Annotated in this window: 20 protein-coding genes; 3 read left to right on the top strand and 17 right to left on the bottom strand. The window is 72.4% G+C overall.

Translation table 11 applies throughout. The annotated features are described in order from the left end of the window. Window positions 1-66: 66 nt before the first annotated feature. Window positions 67-660 carry a TetR/AcrR family transcriptional regulator gene (locus FB391_RS16570; protein ID WP_141896200.1) on the bottom strand — a complete coding sequence of 198 codons (594 nt, stop codon included), beginning with the start codon at window positions 658-660 and terminating at the stop codon, window positions 67-69. A gap of 109 nt (window positions 661-769) precedes the next feature. On the opposite strand from FB391_RS16570, the gene FB391_RS16575 reads away from it, so the two are divergent. Further along, window positions 770-1,606: an alpha/beta hydrolase gene (locus FB391_RS16575; RefSeq protein WP_141896201.1), complete on the top strand. Its 837-nt coding sequence runs from the start codon at window positions 770-772 to the stop codon at window positions 1,604-1,606. A gap of 23 nt (window positions 1,607-1,629) precedes the next feature. Here FB391_RS16575 and FB391_RS16580 read toward each other — a convergent pair whose 3' ends face one another. The 4 genes from FB391_RS16580 to rpmB all read right to left on the bottom strand — a co-directional run bounded on the left by FB391_RS16580 (window position 1,630) and on the right by rpmB (window position 3,557). After that, complete coding sequence (locus tag FB391_RS16580) at window positions 1,630-2,706, bottom strand: alpha/beta hydrolase (RefSeq protein WP_141896202.1); 1,077 nt, start codon at window positions 2,704-2,706, stop codon at window positions 1,630-1,632. 135 nt (window positions 2,707-2,841) lie between these two features. Further along, window positions 2,842-3,147 (bottom strand): 30S ribosomal protein S14, encoded by a 306-nt coding sequence (rpsN, locus tag FB391_RS16585; protein WP_141896203.1) that lies wholly within the window; start codon window positions 3,145-3,147, stop codon window positions 2,842-2,844. A 3-nt stretch (window positions 3,148-3,150) separates the two neighbouring features. Then, the gene (rpmG, locus tag FB391_RS16590; protein WP_018173550.1) at window positions 3,151-3,321 is read right to left on the bottom strand and encodes a 50S ribosomal protein L33; all 171 of its coding nucleotides are present in this window, start codon (window positions 3,319-3,321) and stop codon (window positions 3,151-3,153) included. Further along, on the bottom strand, window positions 3,321-3,557 hold the full coding sequence (gene rpmB / locus FB391_RS16595; RefSeq protein WP_141896204.1) for a 50S ribosomal protein L28: 237 nt from the start codon (window positions 3,555-3,557) through the stop codon (window positions 3,321-3,323). The genes rpmG and rpmB overlap by 1 nt, the downstream gene beginning before the upstream one ends. Before the next feature lie 358 nt (window positions 3,558-3,915). Here rpmB and FB391_RS16600 point away from each other — a divergent pair, with 358 nt between their 5' ends. After that, window positions 3,916-9,000, top strand: coding sequence for an SCO7613 C-terminal domain-containing membrane protein (locus FB391_RS16600; protein ID WP_141896205.1), 5,085 nt, complete (start codon window positions 3,916-3,918; stop codon window positions 8,998-9,000). 94 nt (window positions 9,001-9,094) lie between these two features. Here the strand turns inward: FB391_RS16600 and FB391_RS16605 are convergent, their stop codons facing one another. The 9 genes from FB391_RS16605 to FB391_RS16645 form a co-directional block, all read right to left on the bottom strand. Then, complete coding sequence (locus FB391_RS16605; RefSeq protein ID WP_141896206.1) at window positions 9,095-10,030, bottom strand: hypothetical protein; 936 nt, start codon at window positions 10,028-10,030, stop codon at window positions 9,095-9,097. 62 nt (window positions 10,031-10,092) lie between these two features. Then, window positions 10,093-10,788 carry a DNA-3-methyladenine glycosylase gene (locus FB391_RS16610; protein ID WP_141896207.1) on the bottom strand — a complete coding sequence of 232 codons (696 nt, stop codon included), beginning with the start codon at window positions 10,786-10,788 and terminating at the stop codon, window positions 10,093-10,095. A 54-nt stretch (window positions 10,789-10,842) separates the two neighbouring features. Then, window positions 10,843-12,279, bottom strand: coding sequence for a hypothetical protein (locus FB391_RS16615; RefSeq protein ID WP_141896208.1), 1,437 nt, complete (start codon window positions 12,277-12,279; stop codon window positions 10,843-10,845). Further along, entirely contained in the window at window positions 12,269-13,165 is an 897-nt protein-coding gene (locus FB391_RS16620) for a TIGR03943 family putative permease subunit (RefSeq protein WP_185843143.1), read from the bottom strand. Before FB391_RS16620 ends, FB391_RS16615 begins: the two co-directional genes overlap by 11 nt. Continuing rightward, a complete protein-coding gene (locus FB391_RS16625) occupies window positions 13,158-14,216 on the bottom strand; it encodes a permease (RefSeq protein ID WP_141896209.1) in 1,059 nt (352 codons plus the stop codon). The genes FB391_RS16620 and FB391_RS16625 overlap by 8 nt, the downstream gene beginning before the upstream one ends. Then, the gene (locus FB391_RS16630; RefSeq protein WP_141896210.1) at window positions 14,203-14,643 is read right to left on the bottom strand and encodes a Fur family transcriptional regulator; all 441 of its coding nucleotides are present in this window, start codon (window positions 14,641-14,643) and stop codon (window positions 14,203-14,205) included. The genes FB391_RS16625 and FB391_RS16630 overlap by 14 nt, the downstream gene beginning before the upstream one ends. 45 nt (window positions 14,644-14,688) lie before the next feature. Further along, window positions 14,689-15,552, bottom strand: a complete 864-nt coding sequence (locus FB391_RS16635; protein WP_141896211.1) for a metal ABC transporter permease — start codon at window positions 15,550-15,552, stop codon at window positions 14,689-14,691. 13 nt (window positions 15,553-15,565) lie between these two features. Further along, complete coding sequence (locus FB391_RS16640; RefSeq protein WP_141896334.1) at window positions 15,566-16,402, bottom strand: metal ABC transporter ATP-binding protein; 837 nt, start codon at window positions 16,400-16,402, stop codon at window positions 15,566-15,568. Further along, complete coding sequence (locus FB391_RS16645) at window positions 16,399-17,394, bottom strand: metal ABC transporter solute-binding protein, Zn/Mn family (protein WP_141896212.1); 996 nt, start codon at window positions 17,392-17,394, stop codon at window positions 16,399-16,401. Before FB391_RS16645 ends, FB391_RS16640 begins: the two co-directional genes overlap by 4 nt. A 67-nt stretch (window positions 17,395-17,461) precedes the next feature. Between FB391_RS16645 and FB391_RS16650 the strand changes: the two genes are divergently transcribed. Beyond that, window positions 17,462-18,106, top strand: a complete 645-nt coding sequence (locus FB391_RS16650; RefSeq protein ID WP_141896213.1) for a DUF2238 domain-containing protein — start codon at window positions 17,462-17,464, stop codon at window positions 18,104-18,106. Window positions 18,107-18,113: 7 nt separating this feature from the next. Here the strand turns inward: FB391_RS16650 and FB391_RS16655 are convergent, their stop codons facing one another. Genes FB391_RS16655 through FB391_RS16665 form a run of 3 tightly spaced genes read right to left on the bottom strand, consistent with a single transcriptional unit; the run spans window position 18,114 to window position 21,627 of the window. Further along, window positions 18,114-19,478 carry a dihydrolipoamide acetyltransferase family protein gene (locus FB391_RS16655; RefSeq protein WP_141896214.1) on the bottom strand — a complete coding sequence of 455 codons (1,365 nt, stop codon included), beginning with the start codon at window positions 19,476-19,478 and terminating at the stop codon, window positions 18,114-18,116. An 11-nt stretch (window positions 19,479-19,489) separates the two neighbouring features. Continuing rightward, the gene (locus FB391_RS16660; RefSeq protein WP_141896215.1) at window positions 19,490-20,473 is read right to left on the bottom strand and encodes an alpha-ketoacid dehydrogenase subunit beta; all 984 of its coding nucleotides are present in this window, start codon (window positions 20,471-20,473) and stop codon (window positions 19,490-19,492) included. Next, window positions 20,470-21,627 (bottom strand): thiamine pyrophosphate-dependent enzyme, encoded by a 1,158-nt coding sequence (locus FB391_RS16665; RefSeq protein ID WP_141896335.1) that lies wholly within the window; start codon window positions 21,625-21,627, stop codon window positions 20,470-20,472. Before FB391_RS16665 ends, FB391_RS16660 begins: the two co-directional genes overlap by 4 nt. Window positions 21,628-21,655 lie beyond the last annotated feature (28 nt).

Here is a 21,655-nt window from a genome sequence, read left to right on the forward strand (position 1 = left end):
CCGTCCGCACATCAGCCGCGCACCCGAAGAGGCCGGAACCCACGAGGTTCCGGCCTCTTCGGCGTCTCAGGAGCGGTGCGCGGCGATGAGGTCGCGGGCCGTGCGCGCGAAGGCGGGGCCGACTCTGTCCTGGCCGTCGAGGTAGCCGCCGACGAGCGCGGCGTCGCGCAGGAGGACGAGGGATGCCGCCACCGGGGTGGGGTCGCGCAGCCCTGCTCCCTCGGCCAGCTGCCGCAGCGTCTCGCGGAACCACTCGCGGTGGTCGGCGATGAGCTCGCGTACGGGGCCTTCGTCGGGGTACTCGGCGGCCGCGTTGATGAAGGGGCACCCGCGGGTGTGACGGTCGCGGATGTCGGCCTCGATGCCGTCGATCACGAGGTCGAGCAGCACGGCGGGGTCGTCCGACGCCTGCGCCGCCTGTGCGAAGAGTCCGCGCAGCCCCTGGTCCTCGCCCTCGAGATAGGCGAGAACGAGCCCTTCCTTGCCGGCGAACTGCTTGTACATCGTGGCGCGCGTGACGCCCGCCTCTTCGATGATGCGGTCGACGCCGACCGAGTGGATCCCCTCGTTGTAGAACAGCTCGGTGGCCGCGGCGAGCAGTCGCTCACGGGCCGGCGACGGGCGGGATGCCGCGGCCGACGCGGCGGTGGTGGTGCTCATGGATCCCCCTCCAGTCCTTCCATCGTGCCATGCGGGAATACTCTTGCGTAGATAGAACGTTCGGTCTACCATCACGATACATCAGCCGGACAACCAAGGAGCAGTTGACATGAACACCTCGACCAAGACCCCGATCGTCCTCATCCACGGACTGTGGATGACCCCGAAGAGCTGGGATACGTGGGCAGAGCGCTTCCGCGCCGCCGGCCACGACGTCATCGTCCCGGGATGGCCCGGCATCGACGACCGCACGGTCGAAGACATCCGCAGCAACCCCGCGGCACTCAAGGGGATCGGACTCACGCAGATCGCCGACAATTACGAGCGCATCATCCGGGAGCTGCCCGAGAAGCCGATCATCATCGGCCACTCGTTCGGCGGTGTGATCACGCAGATGCTCGCCGACCGGGGCCTCGGCGTCGCGTATGTCGGCGTCGCCCCCGGACAGACCGCCGGAGTCACGGCACTGCCGCTGTCGACCCTGTGGACGGGCACCCCGATCCTCTCGAACCCCTTCGGCCGCAACGGCGCCAAGCCGCTCTCGAAGCGCCACTTCCACTTCACGTTCGGCAACGACCTGCCTCGCGCCGAGTCCGACGGGCTGTGGGAGGAGTACGCGGTCAACTCGTACAACCGCGTCTTCTTCGAAGGAGTGACCTCTGTGCTCAACGAGAAGGGCGGCGTCACGCACGTCGACTACGCCCGTCCCGACCGCGCGCCCTTCCTCGTCATCACCGGCGAGATCGACCACGTGGTGCCGCCGGCCATCGGCAAGGCCATCGTGAAGAAGTACACCTCGACAGCCAGCCCGGCGATCGTCGAGTACAAGGAATACGCCGGCCGCACCCACCGGCTGGTCAGCCAGGACGGCTGGGAAGAGATCGCGGACTACGCGCTCACCTGGGCGACCGAGCGCCAGGTCCGCCAGCCCGAGGCCGCGGTCTGACGGGCCGCAGCGGGGCGACGAGGTCAGCGATGCAGGCGGCGCAGCGCCGTCACGGCGTCGTCGTGCCAGCGGCGCGCGGCCGGCAGGACGCCCGTGAAGATCACGGTGTCGTGCGTCACGCCCTGGTACCGCACGACGCTCGCGTCGACGCCCGCGGCACGGAGCGCGGCGCCGTAGGCATCGCCGTCACCTCGCAGCGGGTCGTACTCGGCCGTCAGGATCACCGCGGGCGGCAGCCCCTCGTGCGACGCAGCGCGCAGCGGCGAGGCGTACGCCTCGCGCGCATCCTGCGGACGGGTGAGATAAGTGCGGGCGACCGAGCGCAGCTCGCGCACCGTGAAGAACCGTGGGATGCCGAGCGCCCGCATCGCACCGAGGTCGAGGTGCGACCCCGTGAGGTCCACGACCGGCACCTCGAGCAGCTGCAGCATGAGTGGATGGTTCGCACGGTCGCGGTTGACGATCGTGAGGGCGGCGGCGATGCAGCCGCCGGCCGAGATCCCCTGCACGCCGATACGGCTGCGGTCGATCCCGAGCTCGCCCGCCGAGCCGACGAGCCAGTCCAGCGCGGCGTAGGCCTGCTCGATCTGCGTCGGATAGCGGTGCTCGGGCGCCAGTGCGTAGGCGACGGCGACGATCGCGACATGGGCGTCGACGCACCGGCGGCGGTACGAGGCATCCGTCGTCGGATAGTCGATGCCGCCGATGCGGAACGCTCCGCCGTAGAACGCCAGCACACCGGGAACCGGCGCGTCGCCGGCGACCGGCGGGTGGTAGACGCGCACGTGCACGGACGGATGCCCCGGCACGGCGACCTCATGTTCGGTGATGCGGACGTCGGGTCCCGCGGTGCCGACGGTGCTGAGCTCGGTGCGATCCCACGCGAGCGCCGAGCGTCGGTGCTTGGCCCGGGCGCGCGCATGGGGCCCGAGAGCCTTGTCGGCCTTCGTCGGCGGTTTGGGCGCCGCCGCCGCCGGGACCACCGTGCGGGCGAACGGCCACAGCGCCGAGACGCGCGTCCGCAGCACGCCGACGGCCTGGTCGAACATGTACTTGCGGTGCACGCGCAGGCGCTCGTCGAAGAACGGGTCGAGGCGCATGCCGCCATCCTCTCGCCCGCGCATCCGCCGCGCACGAGGTTGACAACGCACGAAGGCCCGGAGTTCCGAGGAACTCCGGGCCTTCTGTGAAAGCTGTCGGCTTACCAGCTCGACAGTGCTTGTCTGTGTGCTGGCTTACCAGCTCGACTTGGTCACGCCGGGCAGCTCGCCACGGTGCGCCATGTCACGGAAGCGGACACGCGAGATGCCGAACTTCGTGAGGACACCGCGGGGGCGGCCGTCGATGACGTCACGCGAACGCAGGCGGACCGGCGACGCGTTGCGGGGCAGCTTCTGCAGGCCGACGCGAGCGGCTTCGCGCTCTTCGTCGGTCGAGGACGGCGAAACGAGCGCCTTCTTCAGCTCGAGGCGCTTCGCGGCGTAGCGGTCGACAACCTCCTGGCGCTGCTTGTTGCGCGCGATCTTGCTCTTCTTAGCCATGGATCAACGCTCCTCTCGGAAATCGACGTGCTTGCGGATGACCGGGTCGTACTTCTTCAGCACGATGCGGTCGGGGTTGTTGCGGCGGTTCTTGCGCGTCACGTAGGTGTACCCCGTGCCGGCGGTCGAACGCAGCTTGATGATCGGACGGACGTCCTGTGCCTTCTTGGCCATTAGAGCTTCACACCCTTCGCCTGAAGGTCACGCACGACCGCCTCGATGCCGCGGGCGTCGATGACCTTGATGCCCTTGGCCGAGACGTTGAGCTTGATGTTGCGACCCAGCGACGGAACGTAGTAGGTCTTCTTCTGCACGTTCGGGTCGAAGCGGCGCTTCGTCCGGCGGTGCGAGTGCGAGATGTTGTGACCGAAGCCGGGAACTGCTCCAGTCACCTGGCACACTGCTGCCATGGTGATGTCTCCTTTAGTACCGTGAGGCCGGACGGCCTCACCCAAGATCCCTTGTCTGCACCCCGCGTTCGAACCGGCCCGCGAAGGCCCGGATCTGGTGTGGGATGCGAACTGCGTGCTGGAGTGCGCGCAGACGAAGAGTCAGTCTAGCACGCACGGCGTGTCCACCTTGACGGCAGCACTTCTCGGGTGCAGCGAACCCCCGGTCAGCGCATATTCCCGGGCAGGAATGGCTCTGGGGACGTCATCCAAACGACGGCCGCCGGCATCCCCTCTCCGTTGCCGTTGTTGACAACTTTTCTGGCGCCGGCTCGCGCGATGGGACCATGTTGCTCACTCCGCACGAGAGAGGACCGAGATGACCGAGCCGCGCGCCACCGCCCGGATATGGCCGTCGTCGCCGTACGACTTCGCCGACGCCCACCGCTGCCCGTCGTGCTTCTCTGTCGTCACCGCCCCGACCTGCCCCGCGTGCGGGTTCTTCCTCACGGACGCGCGGGCGCCGCTGGTGCTGGCGCTCGGTCAGCGTCTGCTCGACACCGAGCTGTCGCGCCAGCGACTGATCGATGAGATCCGCCTGTCGCCGGATCTTGCGGGGGTGACGGATGCCGCCGCCCGTGGGTTCGCGCCGGTCCAGGTCCCCTTCCCGGAGCCGGCGGCGTCACTCGCTGCGGCCGTCGTGGCCGCGCCCGCCGGGACGCCGAGCATCGCGCCCGAAGGTGCGACGGGTCCGGGCGTCGAGGCGCCTCTGCGTGAGAGTCCGCCGGTCCCCGTCCCGGTGGCCGCGCCGGTCGCGTCTGCGGCGCCGGCTCCGGAGGCGGCCGCCGAGGCGGCACCGGCTTCGGCGCCTCTGCCGGCGCCGGCCGACGTGCCGTGGCGGCCGGGCCCGCCTGCAGCCGCGGCCACGGCGGCTGCTGCCGCTCCTCGTCGCCGGCTCACCGTCCCGGTGCTTCTGCTCATCGTGGGCGTCTCGCTCGTCGGGATCGCGGCGGTGTTCTTCCTGCTGCTGGCGTGGTTCGTCGCGGGGATCGCGGTGCGGGCGCTCATCATCGGCGGCATCACTCTCGCGACGATCGTGCTGGCGTCGTGGTTGCGCCGTCGCGACCTCGGCGCGACCGCCGAGGGGATCGGCGCTCTCGGGGTGGGCTTGATCGCATTGGATGCGTGGGCCGTGCGAGCGAACGACCTGTTCGGCACGGCCGCGACGGACGCCGCCGTCTACACCGGGATCGCCGCACTCGCGGTGGCCGTCGTCTGCCGCGCGTGGGCTCGGCTGTCGGGACTGCGAGGGCCGGACCTCGCCGCCTCTCTTGCCCTGCCGGCGGGCGTCGGCTTCCTCGTCGGCGGCCTGCTGGACGCACCCGCCGGCGAAGCACTGACCGCGGGTCTGATCGGCGCCGCCGCCGGCGGACTCGCCCATGCGCTCCCCGCGCCGTTCTCGTCCGCCCGCCGCGGCGCCGCCGGCGAACCCGAGCGTCTGGTGCTCGCACTGGCGGGGGTGACGTCGCTGATCGCCGCGGTCGTGACGACCGCCGTCGCGACCGGCGACGCCGCCGCAGTGGTGGTGTGGTCGAGTGCGCTCGTCGGCGTGGTCGGGGCCGCTCATGCCTGGTGCGCACGTCCGCGTGGCGGCGTCGAGGCGCTGCCGGGCGCGCGCATCGTGTCGGGCGTCGCGTCGGGCGTCGCGGCAGCGGCGGTGGGCGTCGCCGGATGGCAGCTCGCCTGGCGCGTGGACGAGCCGGTCCTGTGGCTGCTCGTCGCGCCGGTGCTCGCCGCGATCGTCGCGGTCGGCCTCGATCTGGTGCGCGCACGCCGGGCGTCTCGGAGCCTGCTTCCGGCGGCGGTCGTGGCCGCCGTCGTCGCGGTCGGCTCGCTCGCGGCCGCCCTCGTGATGTGGTCCGAGGCCGCGATCGCTGCGATCTCGGCCGGGTGGACGCTCTGGCGGACGGATGCCGTCGCCGTGACCTCCGCGGCGCCCGATGCGCCGTTCCTCCCACTGGCATCGGCCGCGATCCTGGGCGGCCTGCTGTTCGCGGCGCCCACGCTCGCGCGGCCGGTGCTGCGCGACATCCGCGCCCTGGTGATCACCGTGATGCTTCTGACCGCGGCGGCATACACGTCGGTTCCCGCCGTGCTCGTCGGAACGGCGGCCGTCGCGGCCGCTGCGGCCGTCCTCGCGGCCGGGCGCGGCATCCGGTCGGGTTCGGGTCGCGGCGCCGTCGAAGGATGGAGCGCGGCCGGCGCGATCGCGGCCGTCGCCGGGTTCGCCGCGGGGACGGCGGTCCTGTGGCTGTGGGTCGGCGCCGTCACGGTCGCGCTCCTGTACCCGGTCGCGCTGCGCCTGGCCCGGCGCGCCGACGGGCCGCTCGCCGTCGTGCTCGCCCTGGCACCCGTGGGCGTCGGCATCGTCGCCGCCGTCATCGCGCCCGCAGCACTGGGCGCGGCGACGGGATTGTCGGGCTCGGGCCCCCCGGTCGCCCTTGCGCTGCTGCAGTGGCTCGCCGTCGCGACGCTCGCGGTCGCGGCGTTCGCGCCTCTCGACGCCGCGAGCCGTGTCGGCCTGGCGATCGCCGGCTACTCCCTGATCGCTCTCACTCTCGTGTGGATCCTGGTCGCCGGGGCCGACGACGTCGCCACGGATGCCGCCACCACCGCCCTCCTCGCGACGATCGGCGAGCCCGTGCTGGCGCTCATCCGGGGCGTCGCGCTGGCGGCGCTCCTCGCCCTCATCGTCGTCGGCCGCTCCCGCCTGCGAGGCCTCGCGGTGGCGGTGGCCGCGCTCTTCGCAGCGCCGGCACTCGCGGCGATCGCCCACGCCGCGCTCGACATGGCGGGCGCGAGCGACGAGGGCTGGGCGACGCTCGTCCTCGTGGCGGGACCGGTGCTCGTCGTCTTGGCCGGCGGCCTCGTCGCGCTGCTGCGGCCGTCGGCTCCCGCCGCCGGCGGGGCGGCGGGACCCGCTGCGTCGGTGACTGCGCAGACCACGGCCCCCGCGCCGGCACCGCTCCGGCAGGTGCGGCCGCGCACGGCCGCCGACCTCGGCGCGCTCGCCACCGGCGCGTGTGTCGCGTGGGGGATCGGCGCCGACCTCGTGTGGGCGCTGCTCGCACTGGCCGCGGTGGCGTGGAGTGCGGCATCCCTCACCCGCGGGTGGATCGCGCCCGCCGCAGGCCCGGCCGACGACATGTTCGCGACGCGGCGCGAGGGGGTCGCGCTGACGACGGCGCCGCGGCGCCTGCTGGTGTGGCCGGCCGTCATCGCGGCGTGCGCGGCCTGGTGGACGTGGCTCGGCGACGGCACGCCGGCCGTCGCGTTCACGCCCGAGTCCTACACCGTCCCTGCTGCCTCGGCCCTCGTGGCGTTCGCGGCGGTGCTCGTGCGGCTGCGCCGGCGCACCGAGGCGAGCGTCGCGATCGGCGCGGGCCTGCTCGCGGGTCTGGTGATCCCCGTGCTGGCCGACCGCGTCTCACCCCTCTTGTTCGGCGCGGGGTCCGACGCCGAGCCGGTGTCGCGCGCGACGATCACGGCGGTCGTCGCGGCCGCCATCTGCCTGGCGCTCGCGCTCACGCCCCTGCGCGTCATCCGTCCGCCGTCCGTGGTCGGCGCGATCGTCGCGGTGGCCGCGGTGGGCATCGTCGCCGTCGACCGCGCGACGGCGTGGGAACCGGATGCCTCGAGCGGGCGGGTCGCGTGGCTCGCGCTGTTCGCGGCTGTCGCCTACGCGTCCGGCCTGGGGCTGTCGCTCGCCCGCCCCGCACGCGCGTCGTCCCTCGGGTACGCCGTCGCGATCCCGCCCATCGTTCTCGGTCTGGCATCGGTGGCCGTACTCGGATCCCTCGACGACGGGGGCGTCGTGGCGGTCGCACTGACCCTGCTGCTGGCCGCGCACGTGGCATCCGCCGCGGTCGGGCGGGCGCCGTTCGGGCGCGCCACCCGCTGGACCTCGCTCGGTGCCGCGCTGCTGGTCGCCGTGGTCGCCGTGCTCGTGGGTGGAACGCGCGAGATCGAGTTCGTGACGCTCCCGATCGCCGCCGCCGTCGCCGCGGGCGCGGTGCTCGCGGTGCTGCGCCGACGTCGCGCCGGCAGCGCCTGGCCGGCGGGCGAACAATGGGTGTGGGCGGCCGCGCTCGTGCTCGCCACGCTGCCGAGCCTGCTCGCGGCCCCCGAGCCTGCGCGCGTGTGGCTGCTCATCGGCATCGGGCTGATCCTCGCCGCTGCTATCGCGGCGACGCCGATCCCCGATGAGTGGCGCGTGCGCGTGCCGTCGGCGATCATCCTGTCGGCGGCGGCGCTCGCGATGGGTCTGCGCGCGCTCTACGATCCCAGGTTCGCCGCGGCCGACGCAGCGGCGATCGTCGCAGCCACCGGAGCCGTGGTCGTCGCGGTGATCCTCACCGCGACGGCGGTGAGGCTGCCTGAGGCTCGGGCCGCGGCCGCGGTCAGCGCCGCAGGGATCGCCCTCGTGGCCCTCGCACTCGTGCAGGACGGCGCCGAGGACGTCATCTCTGCGGCGGTGACCGTGGCACTCGCCGGCGCCGGCGGTGTGGCGGGGGCGGCCGCGCTCGGGCTTCGCCGTTGGGCGCGACTCGGAGCCGTGCTCGCGGTGGGCGGTGTCGCACTGGTCGCGATCGCGTGCTGGCTGCGCTTCGTCGCCGTCGCGTACGAGCCGGGCTTCGAGGCGGACCTCTGGGTGATCGTCGGCGCCGCGATCACCGCCGCCGTCGCCCTCGCGGCGCTGCGCGCCACCCCGGCCCGCGTCGTCTCGCTCGCCGTCGGAACGGGCCTCGCCGTGACGAGCGTGCTGTTCGCGGTCGCCGAGTCGTATCTGCTCGCCGCGGCGTCGGACTTCGATGACCTGCGAGCGGCCCTCGCCATGTCGCTGCTGAGCGCCGCCGCGTACGCGGGTGCGGTGCGACGCGATCGGCTGGGGCCGCTGCTCGCCGTCGTCGCGGCCGTGACCGCGGCGGTGTTCGGCGCGTTCGCGTTCTTCGTCTTCGGCGTCGACCCGGTCGAGGTCGTGACCGTGCCCGCGGCTGTCGGCGGACTCGCCTACGGCGTCCGCACGCTGCGGCTGCGGCCCGCGTCCCGCACGTGGCCGACGATCGGGCCGTGGCTCGCGCTCCTGCTGCTCCCCTCGCTGATGTACGACTTCGTCGGCGACACCGAACTGTGGCGCGTCGTCGCGCTCGGCGTGGTGGCCGTCTCGCTCGTGGTGGCCGGCGCCGTGCTCAAGCTGCAGGCGCCTCTCATCATCGGGTCGGCGGTGGTGCTGGTGCACGGCGTCGCCCAGCTGTGGCCGTGGATCTCGACCTCGTACGTGGCCGTGCCCTGGTGGCTGTGGCTGGGCATCGGCGGTGCCGTGCTCATCTTCATCGCGGCACGCTACGAGCGGCGCATCCAGCAGCTGCGTGCGGCGATCACCGCCGTGACGTCGCTGCGCTGAGCGCCCGAGCCCGGGTGCTCCCGCGGGTTTCGGGTGTCACGACACGCGGCTTCCGCTCGGGGGATGCCGCGCGTCGTGACACCCGAGGGCCCGGTCAGCCGGTGGTCGCTCCCGACAGGGCGTCGGTGAAGAACGACGACAGCGCGGCGGCATCCTCGAGAGAGCCCGTGTACACCGAGCCTGCGGCGACGACGGTGACACCGGACGTGGCCGCGGTGGCCTCGGTCGCATAGGGGATCGAGGTCGTCGCGCGCGTGCTCGCGGCATCCGCCCACTGCGCGTAGGTGTCGTCGCCGACGCAGTCCACGACGTCGTCCGTCGCGCCGGCCGTCGTCATGACGCCCGTGAGGTCGCCCTCCGTGAGGGTCGTGCCCGCCGCTGCGCCGTCGATGGTCACCTGGAGCATCGCATTCCAGGCGGCGAGCGCGGCATCCGGCTGCAGCGCGGCGAAGCAGCCGAAGGCGTCGACCGCGGCGAGCGCGTCCGCGCTGCCGGTCTGCGCGATCGGGTGCAGCTCGAGCGTCAGGTCGCCGGCGGTGAGGGCACTCTGGATCGCTGCGCCGTTCGCCGCCCAGAACCCCGCGGCATCGGCCGACGTCGGATCGACGTACAGCTGCACGTCGAGCACGCCGGTCGTCGTGACCTCGGATGCGCTCGTGGTGGGTGTCGCGCCGCCCTCGAGTGCTCCGGTGCTGACGGGCGTCACAGTCGATCCGTCACCCGCGGCCTTGAGCAGCAGCCCGTCGGTCAGCATGTTCACCGGACCACGCGCCGCGTCGGCGGCAGCCTCGGCCTCTTTCGCCGCCTCGGCGGCTGCGGCGTTGCTCGCCGAGACGACGCCTGCCGTGATCCCGCCGGCGATCGCCAGCACCACGACGCCGCCTGCCGCCGACCATGCCGCGATGCGCCGCTGCCGTCGCTGCCGAGCCTGTCGTTCCCGCTCCTGGCGGGCCAGCTCGCGCACGAACGCCTGGCGTTCGCGCTTGGTCATGCCCTCCAGCAGGCTCCTGTCCACTTTGACCTGCGCCATGCGGCTCCTTCCTCTCGCGCCATGACGCTAGGGACGGTGCTCATGTGCCGGATCAGCGGAACCTAAGAATGCGATGGGAACGCGCCGCCCTCGGCGACCTCGCGTGCGCCGCGGCCCCAGCGGAAGGGCGACACGGTCGGGTCGCCGGGCACCCAGAACCGCCACGGGAACACCTCGGTGCCCGCCACGCCGGCGACCCCCACCCGTGGTCCGGCCGCGATGTCGGTCAGCGGCTCGGCGAGCAGGTCCAGCTGCGCCTGCGCGCCGTGCCACGGAGCTCCGGTGATCGCGTCGATGCCGTCGTGGAGGGGATGCCGCAAGCCGGCCGCATCCCCGAAGCGCCCGGGTCCTCGCGCCAGGTCCCGCTCGGTCCGGGCGGCAGGGCGGCGCCGGAAGGCGGCATCCACGCCCTCGATCACCTCGCCGGCGCGCAGCAGACAACCTCCGGCGAGGCCGTCGGGTGCGCACACGACGTTCACGCACGAGTGGATGCCGTGGCTGAGGTAGACGTACAGGTGCCCCGGCTTGCCCCACATCGTGGCGTTGCGGGCCGTCGGACCCATGCGCGCGTGGGAGCCCGGGTCCGGTACGGCCCCGGTGCCGCGCCCGTGATAGGCCTCGACCTCGGTGATCCGCAGGACGACCGTCTCACCGCCGACCACGGTGGTCAGACGCGCGCCCAGCAGCCGCGGCGCGACTTCCGCAGGAAGCGCCTCGAGGTCGGCGCGCGTCGCCGCCCGCCACCTCTCCTGCGCCATGCCGCGAGTCTACGTCGGGGGCACGACACGGAAACCGGCGACCCCGCGGTGGGGTCACGCGGCGGGCGGCACCTGGCACCACGAGATCGACGAGCCCTTGAGCGCCACGACCTGCGCACCGTCGGCGATCTCGAGCACGCGGGTCTCGGGGCGTTCGGGGAGGGGCAGCTGGTACGTGTCGTACGCGTTCGTGACGGCGTCCGGCGCCACCTGCACCGCGACGTAGCGGGCACTGGGCGACACGCACACCTGCAGGGCGGCATCCGTGTCTTCGATCTCGGTGAGCAGGCGGGTCGCCCCGTCCGCGGCCACGAGCGCCACCGAGGTGCGGCCGGTGGGGATGCCGTCGGCGTCGAGCACGGCGGCGGTGCGGATCGTCGAGCCATCCGGCAGCGGGGTGACCGACGTCGTGCCGCCGAGGTCCTGCTCGGGCGCGACGAGCTCCTGCTCGCTCGCGTCGCTGAGGTCGATGACCGCCGCGTGATCGGCGCGGTCCACCACGGCCTCGTTCGAACCGCGGGCGATGCCGTCCAGACCGAGGGCGACGCCCAGGGCGGTCGCCTCATCCGAACCGCCGGACCCGGTCAGCAGCAGCGAGCCGTCGAACGACAGCAGCAGGATGCTGTCGGTGTCGGGCACGAAGCGCCACTCCGCGACCCGCGGATCGGCGCCCTTCACCTGGATCGGCACCGGGTCGGCGGCGGGATCGCCGAGCGAGGCCGTGTACAGGCGGCTCTCGCGTCCCGAGTCCGCGGTCAGCTGCGCGTCCGAGAACGTGTAGCCGATCCGCTCGCCCCGGTCGGCGCTCTGCAGATTCGACACGAACCCGTCCCCGGGCAAGGGCAGCTGGTGCGGGTTCTCACCGTCGAGGTCGGTGACGATCAGACCCGCCTGGTCGTCGTCCGTGCGCACCGACACGACGAGATGCGACGCCGTGGCGCGGAAGTCCTCGATGTGCTCGTGGCGGAAGATCGGCACGGCCTCCTGCCCGCTGAGGTCGGTGCGGTAGATGAGGTCGCCGCCGTTGCCGTCCGCGCCGTCACCGTCGCGCTGCAGCAGGTACACCTCGGACTTCGGCGTGCGGAACGTCTGGGTGAGGGTCGCCGTCGGCCCGCCTCCGAGAGAGGCGACATCGGCGATGCGGACCGTGTACTCGGTGTCGTCCCAGAGCGGCAGCGTGAACCGCACCCCGACGCTGCGTCCCGACGTGTCGACCTGGAACGGCGTCTCGGGGCTCACGGTCACCTGCGACGGATCGACGTCGGCGAGCGACTGCGTCGTGGTCACGATGAGACGGGATCCGGATGCCGCGGCCGCCGCCGCAGGATCGACGAAGACGTCCGTCACGCGGGGGCCCTGCGCCACCGACGCGGCCGCGCCGGCAAGCCCGAGCACCGCCAGGAGGCCCAGCACGATCCCGAAGCCCGCGGCGAAGGTGCGGCCGCGCCGACGCTGCGTGCGGGCGCGACGCGTCGGCTGCTCAGTACTCATACGGGTCCTCGGGCTCCGCGATCTCGTCGACCTTCGCGGCGTCGACCACGAGCCGGCCGTCGGACGACGAGCGGACGGTGCCGGTGATCGTGACCCACTGGCCGGTGTCGGGCACGTCCGACGCGGCGACCACCGGCAGGCTCGCGGGCTGCGCGTCGATGACGCAGTGCGTGATCACGAGGCGCGTGAGGTCGAAGCCGCCGTCGGCGCCAGGCGTGACGAACCCGGTGAGCTGGACGGGGTCGCCGTCGAACGCGTCGGGATTGGTCGCCGTCGCGAACGCCGTGGCCCACTCGCCCACGCCGAACGAGGACGTGTCGCCCGTCGAGGCCAGCTGGATCGTGTCGGCCCCGCCGAACAGCGGCGTCGCCCCCACGTCGCGCGACATCGCGAGCTCGGCGCTCAGCGACGCGGGCGGCAGCACGAGCGTCAGCACGACGACACCGGACGCCGCGACCCCGCCGGCCACGGTCGCGGCGAAAGCGAGCGGGTGCCGCGGGTGCTCGTGGGCGTGGTCGTGGTCGCTGTCGCGGTCGTGCCCGCTGCCGCTCACAGACTTCGCAGAAGCGCGCGTACTTCGCAGGTTCTCGGCGGATTCCTGCGAGCTCGGCGCGATTCTGCGAGGTTCGTGCGCGCGCCCGTCCGCGTGCGCACGGCCGTCGCCGTGATCGTGGCCGTGGTCGGACTCGGCACCGAGCGGCAGCGCGAACGACGCGACCGCCCCGAGCAGCAGGAACACCGACATCGACACGGCGAACCAGGCCGAGTCGGGGTTGATGTAGAGACCGAGCCGGCCCGTCGCCGCGAGTCCCACGGTGACGACGGCGAGCACGGCGGCGAGCCCGACACCCAGCCACCGCGTGCCGATGTACCCCGACTTACGCAAGGAGGTTCACCGCCGCTCCGATCGCGAACGCCGACAGCACGACGACCGCCACGATGCCGCCGAGCGTGCGCCACGTGAAGGTGGTGCGCAGCAGCGCCAACATCTTCACGTCCACGAGCGGCCCGACCAGCAGGAACGCGACGATCGAGCCCGGGGTGAAGGTCGAGGCGAACGACAGCGCGAAGAACGCATCGACGTTCGAGCAGATCGAGACCACCATCGCGAGCAGCATCATCGCGACGATCGACAGCGCCGGGTTCGAGCCGATGGCCACGAGCGCCTCGCGCGGGATGAGCACCTGCACCGCTCCGGCGAGGGCCGAGCCGATGATCAGGGCGGGCATGACGGCGCGCAGCTCGATGACGAACTGCGCGATCGTGCGACGCCACTTGCCGCCCGGCTCGTGCACCACGAGCTCGCAGGTGTCGCGGAACCGGTCGGTCAGCAGCGCGTCGGGCGAGGGATGCCGCGAGTAGAGCCATCCGATGAGGTTGGCGATCGCATACCCGCCGAGGATGCGCGCGATGAGGATGCCGTCGCTGAACCCGAACGCCTGGTGCGTCGTGATGATGACGATGGGGTTGACGATCGGCGCCGCGATGAGGAATGTCAGCGTCTCTGGCACCGAGAATCCGCGCATGAGAAGGCCGCGCGCGAACGGCACGTTGCCGCACTCGCACACCGGCACGATCATGCCGAGCAGCGACAGCACGGCGCGACGGGCCCACGCCCGGCGCGGCATCCATCGCTCGATGACGCCGGGCGGCACCCACACCTGCACGACGATCGACAGCACCACGCCCAGCGCCACGAACGGCAGCGACTCGATGAGCACGCTGATCGCGAGGGTGAGGCCGTCCTGCGCGCGGGTGGGCAGGGATGCCGGGAACAGCGTCGGCGCCAGCCAGTCGATCAGGAACAGGCCGGCGACGACGGCGAGGCCCACCCCCAGCCACAGCAGGGCACGGGCCTGCGGCGACGGGCCGAGGCGCGCAGTGGCAGGCTCGTAGCGCGAGGCCGCCGTGCGCTGCGTCGGATCAGTGCGCGTCACGCTTCTCGGTGCGCGGGTCGTCGGCGGTGGCGGCACCGCGCACTGCCGCGCACTGGGCGCACAGCCCGAAGATGTCGACGACGTGCTCGGCGTCGCGGAAGCCGTGGCGCTCCGCGGTGGCGCGCGCCCACTGCTCGACGTCGGTGGCCTCGATCTCGACCGTCAGTCCGCACGAGCGGCAGATGAGGTGGTGGTGGTGTCCGGCGCTGACACAGGCGCGGTAGAGCGCCTCGCCCTCGGGGCTCTGCAGCGAATCGGCCTCGCCCTGCGCGGCGAGGCCCGCGAGCGCGCGGTACACGGTGGCCAGGCCGATGCCCGTGTTCTCGTCGCGGAGGGTCGCGTGCAGCGACTGTGCGCTGACGAATCCTCGGGCGTCCGTCAGCGCTTCGCGCACGCGTTCGCGCTGCCACGTGTTGCGCTGGACCATGCCGGCGAGTCTACCCGGGGCCCCTGTGCGCGAGCCGGGCACGGGCTAGGCGGCCGCCCGCGTGACGCGGCCGCGCCGGGCGCCGACGAGGCGGCACACGACATAGATCGCGAACGAGATCGTCGTGATGTACGGGCTCACCGGGAGGGTGCCCATGATGGCGAGGAGGATGCCGCCGACCGCCGACACGAAGCCGAACAGGGCCGACAGCAACGGGACCGACAGCGGCCCCGAGGCGACGCGCATCGCCGCGGCGGCGGGCGTCACCAGGAGCGCCATGACGAGCAGGGCTCCGATGATGTGGACCGCAACGGCGACGATGAGCCCCAGCAGCAGCATGAACAGGAGCGACACCGCCGTGGTGGGCACCCCGCGCGCGGCCGCCGACTGCGGGTCGAGCGAGTCGAACCGCAGCGGTCGCCAGATGAGCAGGAGCCCCAGCAGCACGACGGCGCTGATCGCGATGAGCCAGCCCAGCTGCCCCGTCTGCACCGACACGATCTGGCCGGTCAGCAGGCTGAACCGGTTGGCGCTCCGGCCGTCGTAGAGCGACAGGAACAGGATGCCCAGGCCCAGCCCGAACGGCATCAGCACGCCGATGATCGAGTTGCGATCGCGCGCCTTGGCGCCGAGCAGCCCGATGATCGCGGCGGCGAGGATCGAGCCGACGATCGAGCCGGTGACGACGTCGACGCCGATGAGGAGCGCGGCCGCGGCGCCCGCGAACGAGAGCTCGCTGATGCCGTGCACGGCGAACGCCATGTCGCGCTGCATGACGAAGACGCCGACGAGCCCGCCGACGAGCCCCAGCACCGCACCGGCCCACACCGAGTTCGACACGAGCGCCAGGATCTCGCCGTAGTACGGCAGTCCGCCGAACATGGCGTCGGCGATGTCGTTCCAGTTCACGAGATCACCTCGTTCACGCGTGCGCCTCGCCCTCGTGATGGTGATGGGATGCCTCGGCGTCCGGTGCGCCGACCACCACGAGCCGGTCGCCCGCGCGCAGCACGAACACGTGCGCGCCGTACAGAGCGGTGAGGACGTCCGAGCGCAGCACCTCTTGGGGCGTGCCCAGCGTGAAGCGCCCGTTCGCGATGTACAGGATGCGGTCGACCTTGCCGAGGAGCGGATTGATGTCGTGCGTGACGAGGAGCACGGCCGCCCCGCGCTCGCGCCGATGGCGGTCGATGAGACCGATGACGGCCTGCTGGTTGGCGAGATCGAGGCTCGTCAGCGGCTCGTCGCACAGCAGCAGCGGCGGATCGTCGGCCAGGGCCTGCCCGGCGCGCAGTCGCTGCTGCTCTCCGCCCGACAGCTCGCCGACCGGCCGCTCGGCGAAGCCCTGTGCGCCGACCGCCTCGATGAGCGCGTCGACGCGGGCGCGGTCACCGCGTCGCGGGAGCGGCAGGCCGAAGCGGTGGCCGTCGACGCCGAGCGTCACGAGGTCGCGGCCGCGCAGCGAGGTGTCGCGCGGCAGCGGCCGGGCCTGCGGGATGTAGCCGATGCGCCGGTTGCCGCGGTGCGCGACCGGGGCGCCGCCCACCTCGATGCTGCCGCGCGAGAGCGGCTCCAGACCGAGGATGGCGCGCAGCAGCGTGGTCTTGCCCGATCCGCTCGGGCCCAGCACGGCCACGAGCTCGCCGGCGTGGACGTCGAGGTCGAGTCCGGACCACAGTTCGCGCGGGCCGCGCTGCAGGGCGGCATCCCGGATGCTCAGGATGACCGGGCGCTCCGAGCCGCGTGCGCCGGGCGTCACGCCTGCAGCGCCGAGCTGATCGCCTCGATGTTCGCCTGCATCCACGAGATGTAAGTCTCCCCCTCGGGGAGCGTTTCAGAAAACGCTATCACCGGGATGCCGAGCCCGTCGGCCTCGTCGACGACCGCTTGCGTCTCGGCGCCGCCGGTCTGCTCGTTGATGATCACGAGGCTCACGCCGCCGCCGCGGATCAGCTGCTGCGACTCCAGCAGGGTCGCCGGCGGCACGTCCTGTCCCTCTTCGACCGCTTCGCTGAACGCTTCCGGCGTCGCGTTGACGAGCCCCGCCGCCTCGATGAGGTAGACCGGGACCGGCTCGGTGACGAACACCTGCTCGCCCTCGTGCGCGGCGGCGATCTCCGCGAGCGAGGCCTCCAGGCCGCCGATCTCTCCCGCGAACGCCTCGGCGTTGGCGGTGAACGTGTCGGCGTCGTCGGGGCTCAGCGCGGCGAGCTCTTCCGCGATCGCCTCGGCGACGTGCGCGACGGTGTGGGGGTCGTACCAGACGTGCTCGTTGAACCCCTCGACGTGGTCGTGGTCATGATCGTGCTCGTCGTCATGGGCCGCTTCGGTCGCGCCGCCCTCCTCGTCGCTCTCGTCGTGCGCCTCTCCCGTGGCGTCCTCCCACGCGTGCGAGTGCTCGACCGCGGTGACGACGGGGGCCTCGGTGCCGCTGGATTCGATCAGCGCATCGAGGAATGCGTCGTAGCCGCCGCCGTTCTCGATCAGCAGGTCGGCCTTCGACACGGCCAGCTGGTCGCGCGCGCTGGGCTCGAACGAGTGCGGGTCCTGCGAGGCGTTCGTCACGATCGAGGTGACGTCGACGAGGTCGCCGCCGACCTCTGAGGCGATCTGACCGTAGACGTTCGTCGACGCCACGACGCGGATCCGCCCGTCGTCGGCCGCGGGCGCCGCGCTGGCGCACCCGGCCAGGACGAGGGTGGATGCCGCAGCCAGGGCGAGCAGGGTCGTCGCGTGTCGCTTCGAGGTCATACATCGACCCTAAAGCTATTGAGAATCATTCTCAAATCGGTCAGACCCCGACTGCTAGGGTCGGGCCGTGCGTCTGAAGGCCGTCCGCGGATCCCTGCTCCTGGCGCTGCCGTTCCAGGTGGGCTCGATCGTGCTGGCGGTCGTGCTCGCGGCGGCAGGCCTGCAGGTCGAGGTGCTGCTGACGGTGCTGCTCGCACTGTCGATGTGGGCGCCGGCGGCGGCGGAGCTGCTGTTCCGCACGACACTCCCGCGGGCGCTGCAGCTGCACTATCTGATCTTCCTCGTCGCGGGGCCCTTCCTGGGCAGCGCGCTGCACGTGTACTGGGTGATCGCGGACTGGGACACCCTCATCCACTTCGACTCGGGCGTCCTACTCGCCTGGCTCGGCATGCTGTGGCTGCGGCGCGTCGAGGAGCAGCTCGAGGTCGCGCTGCCGACCTGGTTCGGGCTGCTCGTCATCCAGCTGACGCCGATGGCCTTCGCCGCGGCATGGGAGATCTGCGAGTTCGCGAGCGACCACATCCTCGGCACGAAGGCCCAGCTGGACAGCCTCGTCGACACGATGGGCGACATCATGGCGGGCAGTCTCGGCGGCTTGTTCGCCATCGCCCTGCTGCTCGTCCTGCGGCGTCCGCGCACGGTGGCGCCGGCATCCCTTCTTCGCGCCACCCGCCGCACGGCCGAGGCGGACGAAGCCCCGACCGCGCGCTGAGCGGGTGTCAGTCCAGCAGCAGCGCGGGCTCTTCGAGGATCGACGCGACGTCGGCGATGAACCGCGACATGCCGTCGCCGTCGATCACGCGGTGGTCGAACGAGCCCGCGACCGTGGTCACGAACCGCGGACGCACCTCCCCGTCGACGACCCACGGCTTCTGCCGGATCGTTCCGAGCGCGACGATGCCCGACTCGCCGGGGTTGATGATCGGCGTGCCGGCGTCCATCCCGAACACGCCGATGTTCGTGATCGTGATGGTGCCGCCCTGCTGGTCGGCGGGGCTGGTCCTGCCCTCGCGCGCCGTCAGCGTGAGCTTCTCGAGCGCCCGGGCGAGCTCGCGCATCGACAGGTCCTGCGCGTCCTTGATGTTCGGCACCAGCAGCCCGCGGGGCGTGGCCGCCGCGATGCCGAGGTTCACGTAACGGCGCACGCGGATCTCGGCGCCGCCCTCGGCGTCGACCCACGCCGCGTTCACCATCGGCGTGCGACGGGCCGCCCAGATCACGGCGCGCGCCATGATCAGCAGCGGAGAGACGCGGATGTCGGCGAAGTCCGGCGAGGCCTTCAGCCGCTTGACGAGTTCCATCGTGCGCGTGGCGTCGACGTCGGTCCACACCGACACGTGGGGCGCCGAGTACGCCGACTGCACCATGGCCGACGAGGTGGCCTTGCGCACGCCCTTGACGGCGATGGTCTCTTCGCGGCCCGCGGCATCGGGCGCGGGCGCGGACGGCGCGACCACGGGGGCCACGCGTGCCGGCGCGGGGATCGTCTCTTCGCGCACGTCGCCCCACTCGGGCGTCTCGATGTTGCGGAACACGCTCGCCTGCGACGCGTGCTTGACGACGTCGTCGCGCGTCACTTCGCCGGCCGGCCCGCTGGGGGTGACGGCGGCGAGCTCGACCCCGAGGTCGCGCGCGAGCTTGCGGATCGGAGGCTTGGCGACGACCCCGACGGATGCCGCCACCCGCTCCTCGGCCGGCGCCGCCGGCTTGCGACGACGCGACTGGACGTGCCCGCCGGTTCCGTATCCCACCAGCACCGCGCCTTCGCCGGCGTCGGCGGGCTCGGCCGGTGCGCCGTGCTCGGACTGGCCGACGGTCGCCGGGGACGAGGCATCCACCACCGCACCGGAGGCGATCGTGATGATCGGGGCGCCCACGTCGACGGTGTCGCCCTCGGCGGCGAGCAGCTCGCCGACCGTGCCCGCGAACGGCGACGGCAGCTCGACGAGCGACTTCGCAGTCTCGATCTCGACCAGCACGTCGTTGACGGCCACGGCGTCGCCCGGCGCGACGCGCCACTGGACGATCTCGGCCTCGGTGAGTCCTTCACCGACGTCGGGGAGGACGAATGTCTGCGTGCTCATGCGAGCTCCGATCAGTAGGCGAGGGACCGGTCGACGGCCTCGAGGATGCGGTCGGCGTCGGGCAGGTAGACGCCTTCGAGCTTGGCCGGGGGGAAGGGCACGTCGAAGCCCGACACGCGCAGCACCGGGGCCTCCAGCGCGTAGAACGCCTGCTCCATGACGGTCGCGGCGACCTCGGACCCCAGCGAGGTGAAGCCCTGGGCCTCCTGCGCGTAGACCATCCGGCCGGTGCGGCGCACCGACTCCAGGATCGGGCCGTAGTCGATGGGCGACAGCGAACGCAGGTCGACGACCTCGATGCTGGTGCCCTCCGCCTCGGCGAGCGCGGCGGCCTGCAGCATCGTCGTCACCATGGCGCCGTGGCCGACGAGGGTGACGTCGGTGCCGCGGCGGACGACCCGCGACGCGTGCAGCGGCAGGGCGCGGGCGCTCGTGTCGACCTCGCCCTTCATCCAGTACTTCGCCTTGGGCTCGAGGAAGATCACCGGGTCGGGCGAGGCGATGGCGTCCTGGATCATCCAGTAGCCGTCGTTCGGCGTCGACGGACTGACGACCCGCAGCCCGGGGGTGTGCGTGAAGTACGCCTCGGGGCTCTCCTGGTGGTGCTCGACGGCGCCGATGTGCCCGCCGTAGGGGATGCGGATCACGACGGGCATCTGCAGCGCGCCCTCGTGCCGGTTGGTGAGTTTGGCCAGCTGCGTCGTGATCTGGTCGAAGGCGGGGAACACGAAGCCGTCGAACTGGATCTCGACCACCGGACGGAAGCCCGCCATGGCCAGGCCGATCGCGGTGCCCACGAGCCCCGACTCCGCCAGCGGCGTGTCGAGGACGCGCCGGTCGCCGAACTCGGCCTGCAGCCCTTCGGTGACGCGGAACACACCGCCGAGGCGGCCGATGTCCTCGCCCATCAGCAGCACGCGATCGCTGCCGGCCAGGGCGTCGCGCAGCCCCGCGTTGATCGCCCGGCTGAGCGGGAGGGTCTCGATGCCCGTCATGCGTGGCCTCCCTCGAAGGATGCCTCGTACGCGGCGAGCCACTGACGCTGCTGCTCGATCAGCGGGTGCTCCTCGGAGTACGCGTGCGCGAACATCGTGTCGGCCTCGAGGCCGTCCAGCGCGTTCGTGCGCTCGCGGATGTCGGACGCGAGAGCCTGGGCCTCGGCATCCACATCCGCGAAGAACGCGTCGGACGCACCGCGGCCGCGCAGGAACGCCTCCATGCGGGCGATCGGGTCACGGCGGCGCCACGACTCCTCCTCGTCGGAGGTGCGGTACTTCGTGGGATCGTCGCTCGTCGTGTGCGCGCCCAGGCGGTACGTCATCGCCTCGATGGCGCGCGGGCCCTCGCCCGCGCGAGCCTCGTCGAGCGCGGCGCGCGTGACGGCCCAGCTGGCCAGCACGTCGTTGCCGTCGATGCGGATGCTCGGCATGCCGTAGCCCTCGCCGCGCTTGTACAGCGGCGAGCGCGACTGCGTCGCGACCGGCACCGAGATCGCCCACTGGTTGTTCTGCAGGAAGAACACCTCGGGTGTGCGATAGCTGGCCGCGAACACCATCGCCTCGTGCACATCGCCCTGGCTCGAGGCGCCGTCGCCGTAGTAGACGACGACGGCCTCGTCGCGCTCGGGGTCGCCGGTGCCGCATCGTCCGTCGAACACGAGTCCCATGCCGTAGCCCGTGGCGTGCAGCGTCTGCGAACCGAGCACGAGGGTGTAGATGTGCGTGTTGCCGTTCTTCGGGTCGGTCGGATCCCAGCCGCCGTGCGTCAGACCGCGCATGACCCGGATGATGTCGATCGGGTCGACGCCGCGGATCTTCGTCACGACGTGTTCGCGGTACGAGGGGAAGATGTGGTCCTGCGGGCGGGCGGCACGGGCAGAGCCGACCTGGGCCGCCTCCTGCCCGTAGCTCGGGGGCCACAGCGCGAGCTGTCCCTGCCGCTGCAGATTGGTCGCCTGCACGTCGAACGCGCGGATGACCGCCATGTCGCGGTAGAACGTCTCGAGATCGGCGTCGGCGAGTCCGTCGACGGCATCGCGGTACGGCTCGGCGGCGGGGGTGGGCGCGAAGGTCCCGTCCGCTTCGAGGAAGCGGACGACGGGGGCGTCGGTGTCAGCAGCACCGGCGCCCGTTGCCGTGGCGTCGGTCAGCACCGAGTCTTCAGGCGGGGTCACCGTT

The organism is Microbacterium kyungheense (assembly GCF_006783905.1).
GTDB lineage: Bacteria > Actinomycetota > Actinomycetes > Actinomycetales > Microbacteriaceae > Microbacterium > Microbacterium kyungheense.